The organism is Alteromonas sp. KUL150 (genome assembly GCF_009811475.1).
In the GTDB taxonomy this organism is placed as follows: domain Bacteria; phylum Pseudomonadota; class Gammaproteobacteria; order Enterobacterales; family Alteromonadaceae; genus Alteromonas; species Alteromonas gracilis.
In genome coordinates, this window is the sequence record NZ_BLIJ01000003.1 from 55,124 (window position 1) to 68,834 (window position 13,711).

Annotated in this window: 10 protein-coding genes; 4 read left to right on the plus strand and 6 right to left on the minus strand. The window is 41.8% G+C overall.

Features of this window, described 5'->3' with window-relative positions:
* Positions 1-64 precede the first annotated feature (64 nt).
* From GVO62_RS00595 to GVO62_RS00610, 4 genes are all read right to left on the minus strand, one after another.
* Positions 65-928, minus strand: a complete 864-nt coding sequence (locus GVO62_RS00595; RefSeq protein ID WP_201282637.1) for a glycosyltransferase family 2 protein — start codon at positions 926-928, stop codon at positions 65-67.
* A gap of 172 nt (positions 929-1,100) precedes the next feature.
* Positions 1,101-1,682, minus strand: coding sequence for a serine O-acetyltransferase (locus GVO62_RS00600; protein ID WP_236547025.1), 582 nt, complete (start codon positions 1,680-1,682; stop codon positions 1,101-1,103).
* A gap of 307 nt (positions 1,683-1,989) precedes the next feature.
* A complete protein-coding gene (locus GVO62_RS00605; protein WP_159117295.1) occupies positions 1,990-3,834 on the minus strand; it encodes an acyltransferase family protein in 1,845 nt (614 codons plus the stop codon).
* A 151-nt stretch (positions 3,835-3,985) separates the two neighbouring features.
* Positions 3,986-5,866 carry an acyltransferase family protein gene (locus GVO62_RS00610; RefSeq protein ID WP_159117296.1) on the minus strand — a complete coding sequence of 627 codons (1,881 nt, stop codon included), beginning with the start codon at positions 5,864-5,866 and terminating at the stop codon, positions 3,986-3,988.
* A gap of 578 nt (positions 5,867-6,444) precedes the next feature.
* Between GVO62_RS00610 and pheS the strand changes: the two genes are divergently transcribed.
* The 4 genes from pheS to GVO62_RS00630 all read left to right on the plus strand — a co-directional run bounded on the left by pheS (position 6,445) and on the right by GVO62_RS00630 (position 10,793).
* Positions 6,445-7,425, plus strand: a complete 981-nt coding sequence (gene pheS / locus GVO62_RS00615; RefSeq protein WP_159117297.1) for a phenylalanine--tRNA ligase subunit alpha — start codon at positions 6,445-6,447, stop codon at positions 7,423-7,425.
* Positions 7,426-7,439: 14 nt separating this feature from the next.
* On the plus strand, positions 7,440-9,827 hold the full coding sequence (gene pheT / locus GVO62_RS00620; RefSeq protein WP_159117298.1) for a phenylalanine--tRNA ligase subunit beta: 2,388 nt from the start codon (positions 7,440-7,442) through the stop codon (positions 9,825-9,827).
* Between the two features lie 3 nt (positions 9,828-9,830).
* Positions 9,831-10,130 carry an integration host factor subunit alpha gene (ihfA, locus tag GVO62_RS00625; protein ID WP_012518129.1) on the plus strand — a complete coding sequence of 100 codons (300 nt, stop codon included), beginning with the start codon at positions 9,831-9,833 and terminating at the stop codon, positions 10,128-10,130.
* Between the two features lie 117 nt (positions 10,131-10,247).
* The gene (locus GVO62_RS00630; RefSeq protein ID WP_159117299.1) at positions 10,248-10,793 is read left to right on the plus strand and encodes a hypothetical protein; all 546 of its coding nucleotides are present in this window, start codon (positions 10,248-10,250) and stop codon (positions 10,791-10,793) included.
* Positions 10,794-10,810: 17 nt separating this feature from the next.
* Here GVO62_RS00630 and ybaK read toward each other — a convergent pair whose 3' ends face one another.
* Together ybaK and GVO62_RS00640 are read right to left on the minus strand one after the other, a co-directional pair.
* Complete coding sequence (gene ybaK / locus GVO62_RS00635) at positions 10,811-11,281, minus strand: Cys-tRNA(Pro) deacylase (protein WP_159117300.1); 471 nt, start codon at positions 11,279-11,281, stop codon at positions 10,811-10,813.
* Entirely contained in the window at positions 11,278-13,692 is a 2,415-nt protein-coding gene (locus GVO62_RS00640) for a penicillin acylase family protein (RefSeq protein WP_159117301.1), read from the minus strand. The genes ybaK and GVO62_RS00640 overlap by 4 nt, the downstream gene beginning before the upstream one ends.
* Positions 13,693-13,711: the final 19 nt, after the last annotated feature.

Sequence of the window (13,711 nt, forward strand, 5' to 3'; positions counted from 1 at the left end):
TCTGTTATAAAAAGTGCGCTGTTAAATTTGTCAACAGCGCACACGGTAGTTCAAATTATTCTAGCTACTTGCCGAACTTCCGACGAAGCCTGTCTTTTCCTAATATAACTTTTGCCGTGGCCACTAACCCAGCTTCACGAACAGACAAACCAATCCAGCCTAACTTGTTATTCTTCTTGCCAATTTGACTAAGGATTTGGTTAGCAACACGGTTGTTATAAGCTTCTTTGCCTAATAGTGCCTTGTGTTTTTTAAATGCCTTAAGCCTAGGGAATACTTTTTCTAATGGCATATTGGCCACTTCGGTAGAAATGCTAACGTGACCTCTGCGATAGAAATAAATATCTTTAGGGATATTTTTGAAAACAGCATCTTCTAACGTGATACGAACGAAGAAGTCCCAATCTTGGCTATTCTTTAGTTCTTCATCAAACATCAGCTTTTTAGCTAATGATGCTTTGCACGTAACACCACTCATTCCGCAGAACTTATTACCTTTTTTGATTACATCGGTGGTGATAATTTCAGTTTCGTTAATGTGAATTTTATCTGGTGTTTCAAGAAATCGATAACCGCAAGTCACTGCATCTGCATGTTGGTGCTCTGCAATGTGCTGTTCTAAATAATCATTGTCCCATACGTCATCATCATCTAAGAACGCAATAATATCTGATGTCGACTTAGATATACCTAAGTTACGCGCTGCATTGGCACCTGATGCAACTGGAACTTTAACGTAAGTGAATTGATCTCTTGGAAAGAGAGATAATACTTCTTCATAGCTTACTGAAGAGCCATCATCAATAACGAACACTTCTTTTGGCATTACAGTTTGTTTTAATACTGCAGCGAGGGACTCCTTTAGGTAGTCAGGGCGATTGTGAGTCGTGATTATAACGGAAACCGATGGTAGCACTTGTACTTCCATATTTTTTAATATCCTTTTACCGAACTAAAACTATTTACCAGGAAGCAATATAAATGCCGTTGCCTAACATATTGAGCTGTAGTGTACTATCTCAGCTCTTCTAGAAAAACATTGAAGTGGCACTTTGATGCGTTGGAAACGCGTATGGGCAAATATTGTCATCAGTATAATGTTAATAGTGAATTTCAGTTCGCTTGTTTTTCAAAATTTCCAGTGGCCCTTTACCTGCTATAACTTTTGCAGGTATGCCACCAATAGTACAGTCACTGTCAAACGATTTATTAACTACGGCATTAGCACCAATAGCCACATTATCTCCAATTTTTATATCGCCGTATATTTTTGCGCCGGGGCCAATATAGCAGTCGTCGCCAATATGAGGAGCCGCTCCCTTTTTAGATAAACTGCCGCCGATGTTAACGCATACATGAATTCGACAGTTTGCACCAACTTTACATTTTCCGTTGACTACAATGGTCCCAGCGTGGGCGATCGATAAACCTGGACCGAAGACATTGGCAGGTATTGAAAATCCGAGCTTACGGCCTAACCGTCGAACTTTCAATTGCAGCCACATAGCATAAGCTTTACCAAAAAGAGTTTTAGCAGTATTTTTCCTAAACTCCAGCTTTCTCAGAGCTACTTGAAAGCGCCATATATCGTGTGTTAGTAAATTCTTTAGCGATGGTTCAACATTTAATGCTTTCCTATCTTGCGTTAAGTAATGTAAGTACTCATGCTTACTTTTTATCATCATAATGCTCTTTGTTTAAATATCTGTGACCGTGCACATTGAAGGTTACTATTAACATAGACTTACAGTCTTTAAACGCAGGTTAAGAAACTTTATAAGTCCGAAAAAACGATATCGGAGACAACTTTGAGCACCCTTTAAAAAATTGCGAAATATATAAAGAACAGCTTTGCAATTAATTTTATCTAATGTCAAAGTCTGACTAGTAACATTAAATTTCGACTGTAGCTTGGCGACAAGTTAGGGAGCGTATGGACTAACTTTCCAAACATATATTGTATTTTAATTAAAGTTGCGAACTACCTAACTATGTCAAAAAAATACTGTTTAAATATGAGCTTACTTGTATCGAGTACCACGGCCTCAAATGGTTATCGTCACGATAGTAGAAGCCTCGTTCATCATCTCGCGTTCTACAAACATTGCTTTCACATAAGTATTTGATAGGGTCGATAATTCTTACATTATCAATATTTTTTAACCTTTTTAGAGCATCTTCATGCTCTTCATAATTCAGGCGAACTTTAGATTCGGAAATATAACTTGAGAGATTTTTACGTATTGATAGTATCGGGTCAAATTCATTACCCTTCGGTTCACCAGTTATTATGAATACTTCAGGTATATATCTTTTTAAATTGAACAAGAAGTGATCATACTCGTTAATCCTAGTGAGTATTCCACTTTTACGCTTAGTAATATCAGTCGCTAAATATGAATCAAAACCATAAAACGAAGTAAGTACCTTCTTGAATTTAACCTTTTTCAATAATTTCTTATAGTTTTGAATACCATCACACGGCCACTTAGGGTTTTTCATAGAGGGAGTAACAAAGCATCCACTTTGCGTTAAAAAGTAAATATTGTATTGATTGTTTAAGCTTTCGACATATGGATAAAGTTGTTCGATATGACTTGCTCCCATAACCAATATATTTTTATCTGAACTACCTTTTAAAAACCTTATATCCAAACCCTCGACTTCCATATTAGGTTGAGGATAGTTCCAGTCGTCTTTTGCTTCTAATGCAGATTTAATCAAAAGTTGTTCGCTTTGTGGCAAACGGTACAAAAAACCTTTAGTATAAAAAACAGCCGCCCCGCTCAAAGCTATTACAACTGCGAATGGTAAGGGGCGTAAGAAAACTTTGATGTTGTCTAAGCTGTAATCTTTTAGCGTTTTAGATTCGATATATGTAAAGCTTATAGCACCAAGTAAAATTGATAGAGGTATACCAACTAGCCACCAATATGGTCCCAATTCAAAATAATACCCTGCCACAACTATGGGCCAGTGCCATAAGTAAATAGAGTAAGACCATTTGCCAAGTGAGTGGGTAATATTGTTGCTTACAAGTTTAGAGTTACTGTTAGCAACTAATACCATGCACGCACCAACAATTGGCAATAGCGAAGCAAATCCCGGCCAAGGAGTAGCCGAAGTAAATATGAAGAAAGAGCTTGTTATTAGAACGAGGCCGGTTAGTTGTAACGGATTTCTAAAACTATATTTAATATTTAAAGGGTAGAGAAACACTAAACCTCCAGCCAACATTTGCCATGCTCTAGTCGGTAGCAAAAAGTATGCTGCGCTGCTCGACTTAACGGTAACGAAAACAGAAAAAAAGAAAGCTAGAATAGTTCCGCAAAGTATAATGAGCTTCAACTGTCGAAGCGAAAGAACTTTATTTAAGAAAACTAAAACCAAAGGGTAGATGAGATAAAACTGCCACTCTACCGACAGGCTCCAAGTATGTAATAGCCATTTTTCATTTGATGAAGGATTAAAATAGTTAGATTCCGACCAATAAACCATGTTTGATACGAAAGATAAACTTGCCGCCGCGTGTTTGCCTAAGTTCACATAATCTATTGGAGAAATGAAAAATAAACCGAAGATTAACAGAGCAAAGCAAAGAACAGACAATGCTGGAATGATTCTTTTTACTCGTGCTTGGTAAAACGACATAATTGAAAAAGTGTCTTTTTCCAAACCTTTCATAATGATCATTGTCATAAGAAAGCCGGAAATAACAAAAAATACATCTACGCCTGCAAAACCGCCAGGCAACCAACTATGATTAAAGTGAAAAACGACTACTGAAACGACTGCAATAGCTCGAAGTGCGTTTATATCTTCTCTAAATTTCATTTGCTTTATTTCTTATTAGTAACGAATTTTTTAGTTCTAGAACCACGCACTACATACCTAACCTATTGCGACGGTGCTAACTAGCAATGTATATAAAACTTTTATGTGGCTCCAACGTAAAGCTCAATTAAGCTGGTTATTTCATCACGCTTCAATTGTTAACATGGCTAAATAACATGCTATTTACCTTATTCCATACTTCTGTAGAAAGCATAAGCGCACCATCCTGTGTTAAGTGGTCATCATCAAAAAGTGTTGGACTACCAGAGGGTGTTAAATAAGTACATTTATTTTTCGCAGTGCAAAGTGAATCCATCAGCGGGTAATACTCGATACCGGCTTTATCAGCTAAATCATGAATTTCTTTATCTACCCGCTTTTGTTTGTCATATCTAGTGAAACCTTCTAACTCATCCTGCTTTAGGTGAGAAAGCAACCATGGTAATGGCTGTGCATATTCAATGTTAGGGCCTATTAAAAAAATATTGTCCGATTCCTCTTTAAGGACTTCAATAGTTTTTGCAAAGCTTTTAACATCTTTTAATCGCCATCTACTACCTACGATTACCAAATCAAACTCTGTATTTAGCAATAAGTCGTTAAATACCCAGTCGTAAAAATCGTTGCACCGTTCTAATTTCGACCTCGTAGAATTAACAGTGCATCCCGCAGCTGTAGCTTGGGACAATGTGAACTCATTTTTTCTCGTCCCTTCTAACGCTGAATACCACATAGCAGCGTGACTATCACCAAGAAGGAGAATATTGTACTTGTCTTTATCTTGAACTATGCAATTCGACTCAATAATTGTTGATGGGGAAGAAATATCTTCAGTTAAAAAGCATTTTCCTTCTCTAAAATTGCTTCCCTTTTCTTCCATCACTTTTTCATAAACTATCACTTCTGGTTTAAATCTAGTCTGTTGAACGTCAGAGATTGTAATAAACGTGATAATTACTGCTAAAGATAGTGTAATTGGAGCAATAATGAGACTAAATCTAAACTTACTTGTAGATATTGACCGAGTGGGCTTCTCAACAAAAAAGTACGTTACGGACGCTAGAATAAAGGAGATAACGAACACAGCTACTTTATCTTTTGGTGAATATTCACCAAGAAAAGCAATCTTATAGAAAACGATAGTAGGCCAATGCCATAAATATAGCGAATAGGATATATTCCCAATGTATAGAATTGCTTTATTGGCTGTCAGATAAGTTATGAATTTAGATCTACAATGGCAAGCAATTATTGCAGCTGTCGCTAATGTTACAGGAACTGCAAACAAGCCTGGAAAGGGAGTGTCCTCATTGTATATAAATAGCGAGACTATTATAACACCAAGCGACAAGGTTGTTACTTGAAATGAAGCTCTATTACTTATATTTGGTTGTGGTAAAACTGCTACCATTCCACCGATAATAAATTGCCAAAACCTTGTAAATGGTGAGAAAAAACTAAACGCAGCATCCGAGTACAACAGGAAATGTCCCGCAAATAGCGATACTAACCCTATTAGAATTAGGGAAGCAAAAACCATTATACGACGCTTAAAAATGGTAGACAGTAATACTAAAATTATAGGAAAGATAAAGTAAAACTGCTCTTCTACTGAAAGTGACCAAGTGTGCAGAAGGGGTGAAAGTTTTAAATCATTGCTGAAGTAATCTGACTGAAAATAAAACCAAATGTTTGAGTAATAAAGAAGAGAGGCTTTCAGCATCTCTGTATAATTCTTGTACTCCATTGGGAGCATTAGATAATAGGCGAGGATAGAAGAAGCCACCAGTACTACAAATAATGGAGGGAAAAGTCGCTTAAATCTATTCGCATAAAAATCTACGAATTTAAAATTTCTATCACAAATAAGCTTCCATATTTGACCGATAATTAAATAACCAGATATGACAAAAAATACATCTACTCCTAGATAACCCCCGGGGAGGTGATAGGGCGAAATATGAAATATAAGCACACTCATAACTGCCAGTGCACGTAATGCTTGAATATCAAATCTGAAGCTGGTTTTCATTGTTAAAAAATTCGTTGTTTTAATTTATATGATGATGAGGAAGGAATATTAATTTCGAGTAAATCTAGGTTTATAAGTGAAATCTAATCTAATGGCGCGGTTAGCAGCCTGACTATTTGGTTTTTATAAACTGTAGAAAACTTGGGTTATTATTATCAAATACTGTAATTGTTTTACCCCAAAACTACTTTGCTGTAAACCTGCACAGTTTAAAATTGCTTATTCGTATGTTTATCTAAGTTTTACTTGATTATTCAGTGTGAGGGCAACGTGTATATTCCAACGTTACTAACTTTGTGCACGCCTTTTAGCCTCAAAGCCAGAATGAAAAAACTCTAATAGGTTTGAACACTAGTTTGAAATACTTAGTTTACTAACCCAATTTACGTAGATAACTTTTTTGAATCGGAAGCTATACGAGTCATTAGCGCGAAAATTTTGCCATTATCAGCTATATAGGGTAGCGGTAATGTCTGTCACTCGTGTAAACTACCGCTTTTATTTCAGGCAAGCCTTAGCGCACAGAAAAATTCTTCCTATGCTTTGGCCATGCAGTCATCATGTAAATTGAGGAAAACATGGAGCTTGACGCTATTATCAATCAGGCACAAAGCCAGATTGACGCTGCACAAGATGCAGCCACATTAGACCAAGTTAGGGTCGAATTCATGGGTAAGAAAGGTAAACTTACCGACTTACTTAAAGGGCTTGGAAAGTTATCGAACGAAGAACGTCCTGCCGCAGGCCAAAAGATTAACCAAGCTAAGCAGGTTATTCAGCAAGCTATTTCTGCAAAAGGTGAGTTTTTACGCACTGAAGAGCTTAACAAAAAGCTAGCCGAAGAAGCCATTGATGTAACTTTGCCTGGTCGCACTGAAAAGCCAGGTAACTTGCACCCGGTTAGCCGTACTATTGCGCGTATTGAATCTTTCTTTGGCGAGCTTGGTTTTTCAGTTAAAACTGGCCCTGAAATTGAAGATGGTTTTCACAACTTCGACGCACTGAACATTCCTGCGAATCACCCAGCGCGTGCCGATCACGATACCTTTTATTTTAACCCAGACATGATGCTTCGCACGCAAACCTCTGGTGTTCAAATTCGTACCATGGAAGTTGAAAAGCCGCCATTGCGTATTATCTCGCCAGGGCGTGTTTATCGTAACGATTACGATCAAACTCACACGCCGATGTTCCACCAGGTGGAAGGTTTGATGGTTGATAAGAATGTTAGCTTTACCGACCTTAAAGGTATTTTGCACGACTTCTTACATCACTTCTTTGAAGAGTCGCTAGAAATTCGCTTCCGTCCGTCTTACTTCCCATTTACTGAGCCTTCAGCAGAAGTAGACGTTATGGGTAAAAACGGTCAGTGGCTTGAAGTACTAGGCTGCGGCATGGTGCACCCAAATGTACTTAAAGCTGTGGGTATCGACCCTGAAGAGTACACAGGTTTTGCCTTTGGTATGGGCGTAGAGCGCTTAACTATGCTTCGTTACGGTGTTAACGACTTGCGCGCGTTCTTTGAAAACGATCTTCGTTTCCTTAAGCAGTTCAACTAAGGCAGAGAGTACACATGAAATTCAGTGAAAAATGGTTAAGAGAGTGGGTTAACCCGTCGCTGTCGGCACATGAGCTGTCTGAACAGTTGAGCATGGCTGGCCTGGAAGTAGACGGCGTTGAGCCAGTAGCAGGCGATTTTAAAGGCGTGCTAGTAGGTGAAGTAGTAGAGTGCGGTCAGCACCCGAACGCCGATAAACTGCGCGTAACTAAAATTAACGTAGGTGGCGATGAACTACTCGATATCGTTTGTGGTGCACCTAACTGTCGTCAGGGCATTAAAGTAGCAGTAGCGGTTGTTGGCGCTGTATTGCCAGGCGATTTTAAAATTAAGAAAGCGAAGCTTCGCGGCGAGCCATCTTTTGGCATGCTTTGTAGCTTCTCTGAGCTAGGTATTAGCGATGACCACGACGGTATTATCGAGCTTCCAGCCGATGCACCTATTGGCGAAGACATTCGCGATTACCTTGGTCTTGATGACAACGCCATTGAAGTAGACCTAACACCAAACCGTGCAGACTGTTTGGGTATTCGCGGTATTGCCCGTGAAGTAGGCGTGCTTAATAACCTTGACGTGTGCGAGCCTGAAGTGGCTGCGGTAGACGCAACAATTGAAGATAAATTATCAATTACGTTAAGCGCGGATGACGCATGCCCACGTTATTTAGGTCGTGTGGTTAAAGGCGTAAATGTTAAAGCAGCATCGCCACTGTGGTTAGTTGAAAAGCTCCGTCGTTGCGGTATTCGCAGTATAGACCCCATTGTTGATGTGACTAACTTTGTATTGCTAGAGCTTGGTCAGCCAATGCACGCGTTTAACCTTGCCAGCATTGAAGGCAACATTAATGTGCGTATGGCGAATGAAGGCGAAACCCTTACGTTACTTGATGAAACTGAAGCGAAGCTGCAAAGCAACACTTTGGTTATTGCTGATGACAACAAAGCGCTAGCAATGGCGGGTATTTTCGGTGGCCTTCACTCTGGTGTAACAGGCGAAACTCAAGATATTTTGCTTGAAAGTGCGTTCTTTAGTCGCGATGCGATTATGGGCCGTGCCCGTCAGTACGGTTTGCATACCGATGCATCACACCGGTACGAGCGTGGTGTAGACGCGCAGCTTCAGCGTAAAGCCATGGAGCGCGCTACAGCACTTGTACTTGAAATTTGTGGTGGTGAAGCTGGCCCTGTTGTTGAGGCTGTGGCTGAAGACAAGCTACCTAAGCAAGCAACGGTTACACTTCGTCGTGAACGTTTAGCTCGTGTGCTAGGTATTAGCATTGATGATGCAAAAGTAACAGAAATGCTTACTCGCCTTGGTTTAGACGTGACGCAAACCGAAGCAGGTTGGGAAGCGGTTGCGCCAAGCTATCGTTTTGATATTTCAATTGAAGAAGATTTGATTGAAGAAATTGCCCGAGTTTACGGCTACAACAACATTCCAAACGTTGCGCCACAAGCCACCTTGGCCATGTTGCCTTCACAGGAAGCCAAGCTGCCGCTAAACACTATGAAGTCGTTGCTATTAAGCCGTGGCTACAACGAAGCGATTACTTACTCGTTTGTTGACCCTAAAATTCAAAACGCATTATTCCCAGATGTGAAAGGCATGGTGTTACCACACCCAATTTCATCTGATATGTCGATAATGCGCGTTAGTTTATGGCCGGGTTTATTGGGTGCTACTGCTTATAATCAGAAGCGTCAGCAACAACGCGTTCGCCTGTTTGAAACAGGATTACGCTTTATTCCTCAACAAGATGCGCCAAATGGTGTATTGCAACAACAAGTAATTGGTGGTGTAGTAGCAGGGCGTCGTAATGAAGAACATTGGGACTTGGGTGATAACCCGGTTGATTTCTTTGACGCTAAAGCAGACGTTGAGGCGTTATTGGCGCTAACGGGTAAAACTGGCGAGTTCCAATTCGTAACAGGGGAGCACAGCGCGCTACACCCTGGTATGACTGCAAAAATTTTGCTTAATGATGAAGAAGTTGGCTATATTGGTGCTATACACCCGCAGTTTACTAAATTGCTTGGTGTTAACGGCCGCGTATTTGTGTTTGAACTGGTGATAGATGCCATTACTGAACGCAATTTACCGTCAGCCGTACCAGTATCGCGCTTCCCATCAAACCGTCGTGATATTGCTATTACGGTTAAAGATGAAGTGCGTGTAGGAAATGTACTTTCTTACATAGAAAATATTGGCGTAAATCAACTAGTTGCTCTAAACTTGTTCGATGAGTACAAAGGCAAGGGAATTGAGCCAGGCTACAAGAGCCTTGCTTTGTCACTTCATTTACAAGATCCGGATAAAACCTTGGAAGAAGCTGAAATTCAGCAAGCCGTAGATACTGTGGTTAAAGGTCTGGAATCTGAGTTTGGGGCCGCGTTAAGAGAGTAAACTATGGCATTGACCAAAGCCGAGATGGCTGAACACCTATTCGAGAAACTAGGCATTAACAAGCGTGATGCAAAAGATCTGGTAGAGCTTTTTTTCGAAGAGATTAAAGGCGCTCTGGAATCTGGTGAGCAAGTAAAACTGTCAGGTTTTGGCAACTTTGACCTGCGTGATAAAAACGAACGTCCTGGCCGTAATCCTAAAACCGGTGAAGACATTCCTATTAAAGCGCGTCGAGTGGTAACATTCCGCCCGGGTCAAAAATTAAAAAGCCGAGTTGAAAACTCTGAGCCTGTCGACCAATAATCTTTAGGTCGTTACAATATTGAAAAAAGAGCGAGGTCTCTCGCTCTTTTTTTGTATTGCTTCTTTTTAACAGTGCCCCCGCACTGAATTTCATATGCAATCTGTTCGGAGGAAAGTGTGAAAAAAGCGCTTGTTGTTCTTGCTATTGTTATCGCCGCTGTTTTTTCTTGGTTTGCTTATTTGTCGCTGGATGCCGATCAACGTGATCAAGACGCAGCTGAAGTGCCATTAATTACGGTAATGGAAATTCTTCACGCCAGCGATTTACAAGAAGGTGTTAAGCAGGCGGTGAAAAACGAAAACGCCGAAGGGGTAGACTCTTGGATGGAACAAGCCCGTGAAGTAGGGCAGGCCGCTAATTTATCTTCAGAAGATATGGACTACTTGCGTTCAGATACCGCGAAAGACTATGTGATTTTCAATGCTAAACGTCAGTTGTATAACGAAGCGTTTGAAGCGCGCTATTACGCATTGGAAGACGTAGAGCCGCTAAAAGCCCAATACCCTGAAGCCAAAGATTTATTCCCTCGCACCCATGCGTTAATTGAAAAGCGCGATGCAATTATTCAGCAAATTGCTGTAGCCATTTCAGGTAGCGAGCAGCCTGATGAAGCAGCGCTTGAAGAAGCACGCAAGCAGTGGCTAGCGCAAGCGAGTAAATAGCTAAGCATTACGCTATCTTAAGCTACCGAGATATCTGCAAATTGAGCACCGGTAAGTGCTGCTAGGTCAGTAGGGGAAAGCGCCACTTCTAACCCTCGTTTTCCCGCACTAACGTGCATAGTAGCAAGGCTTTCAGCGCTTTTGTGAATTACGCAGGCTAACCGCTTTTTCTGCCCCAACGGGCTAACCCCACCTAGCACGTACCCCGTGGCAACCACTACCGCGTTTGCTTGGGCCATTTCTACCTTTTTTACACCTAATGCTTTCGCCATTTTCTTTTCGCTTAGCTTGGTGTTAACGGGTACTACGGCAACCGCTAGTTTGTTGGTATCTGTACTCACCACTAAGGTTTTAAATACGGTATCCGCGTCTAAGTTTAGCTTTTCAACTGCTTCTAATCCGTATGATGCTGCGTTTGCATCGTGGTCATACTTTAATACCTTATGGGTTATACGCTTTTTGGTAAGCAGTGTGATTGCAGGTGTCATTCAGTTTCTTTTCTATAAAAAGTGCGGTGGTGAATAGGTTCGCTAGGTAACAAAGGCGTTGCCGCATGGGTGGCATAGTCGTTAAAACCTGCTGTAAAAAAATCTGACAGTGGATGTCCGCTCTGCCCACCAGGTAAGGTTAGGATGGCATCGTCTAAATGCCCTGGGCTCACAAAAAAGCGTTCAGATGCGCCAAAGCTAGGTGCCTGAACAGCAGGCATATAGGTATCGCCGAAACCTTCAACTTTTTCCATATTTAACAAGTTTCCTACCAAGGGAATTTGTTTAGCAAAAGGGTGCTCAACTGAAAGGGCGTTAATCTTGCCCCATGCTAGTGTTTCCATGTCAGCTTCTACAGGCGAGTATTTATCGAGCAGTTTGTGTTTAGCGCGCCTGTAAGCGTCTACCAGTAACTCGTCGAAGCTTTCAGTGTCGGCAGGCAGCCAAGAGTCGGGTTGGCTATAAATAAGCTGCCACGTTGCGGGTTCGATGCCCCGCAGCAGAGTACGGCTGTTTACACCCTGCTCATCTAGTTTTGAGAGTATGTCGCCGAATAAGGTTTGTATTACCTCTTGCCTGAAATGTTTAACCAACGTATAGCCGACAGAGTCTTCGCAGGCACATTCTTTCCATGTGTTTAAATAAGCAAGGTCTGGCTTAAACTCCACATCTTTCATGTTGAGCAAACCATATAACAGATGTTGCCATGGAATAAGAAAGCGAGCGTGGTTATCAAGTTGAATAGCGTAGAAGTCGGTTTCACTGAACGTGTCTTTTTCAAACAGTCGGTCTCTTATTTGTTGACCGCGCGCACCGAGCGCATAGCCGCCGTCGCCCCATGTTTTAAAATCTTCGCTTGATATCACTCGTGCGTTTGCTGTCCATATTCGCCCCATATCAGGGTTGATAACCTGAGGTAAATTCGCCGCTTGTGCAGGGGAAGTGTTTGCAGAGGCCTCGCTTATTGCTGTAAATGAGGCTTGTTCTCTTGCCATAACTGCGCCCCCTGGCTGCCATGAGGCACTGCCATTTTCATCTACAATCACGAGGTTTTGAGTTGGTATGGCAATACGCTTGGCTACTTTCATGGCAGCTTCAACGGTTTTGGCGGTACCGAAGTTCACAATGCTTAAGTTGGCCGCAAACGGGTGATGTGCTACCCAATTTAGCGCGTAACGTTTTCCGTCTACTTCTCTTACGGGGCCAAAATCACTGATTTGTAGCGTAAATTCATGTTCGCCGTCAGGAAGGGGAATTCGTTCTGTGATGGTTTTCGTTGTGGTGCCTTCGTCTAACTCAACCCAATCCACATTGTCTAAGTTGGCATTAGTAAAGCCCCACGCAATATGACCGTTGGTTCCTACAACAATTCCAGGAAGCCCGGGTAGCGATACACCGGTAACCTGAACATCGCTCCCTGACTCTTGGTAATTAAGCTGTGCGCGATACCAAATGATGGGTACTCGAAGGCCCAAGTGCATATCGTTAGCCAAAAGGCCGGCGCCAGTTGCGGTATACGCCCCCGTGACTGCCCAGTTGTTGCTACCGATATCGGGCAGTTCGGTGCCATTGTATTGGGCTCTGGCAATCGCAGTATTTATGGTAGTTGGGCTTTGAGAAATCTCTGGTGTCATACCTTCTTTTGCTTGGCTTTGTTGGCTAGTGTTGCTTTTACTACTAGTGCCCATGGTATCAGTGGGAGAGCGAAAAATAGCCGGATAGGAAGGGGCCGCAGCCTCGAGCAGGGGAATTTCACTAGCATCTAACGCTGCTTGGTAATTGCTGGGCTGCGTAATGAAATTATAAACCTCTTCACCAAAGGTATTGAGCAGGGCTTCTCTGGCAAGGTCAAACTCTACCTGGCTACCCTGTAAATCGAGGTACATGCTATAGATAACCAATATGCTATCGGTAGGTTGCCACTGCTTAATTTCAACGCCTGCTGCCAAATATTCGAACGGGGGTAAAGTGAACTCCGATAGCCCTTCGTTTACGCCGTGTGCGTAACGAACAAGTAAGTCCTGCTGTCTTGCCGGTAGATTTTCAAATACGACCTTTGCCCGTTGCTCGAACTGATGAAAGCGCGCTTTTTTGTCGATATCTAGGGCTATTTCTCCTACCCATTGAGACAAATTGCCTGATGCAGCGCGACGCTGAAGATCCATCTGGAAGAACCGGTCTTGCGCATGAGCAAAACCAAGGGCGTAGGCGGCATCAAAAATATCGTTAGCATTTATAACGGCCTGACCAAGGCTATCGCGGCTTAATTCTGTAGGAGCAACCACGTGATAAGTCGCGCTATTGCCATCAAGTGCGGGAAGACTTAACCGTAGTGAAATATAAACCGCAATAGCGGCCAGAGAAAGTAGGGTAAAAACACCTAAAACCAACCACTTGATCCAATTAATCACGTGTAAAACTCCTAGTTTT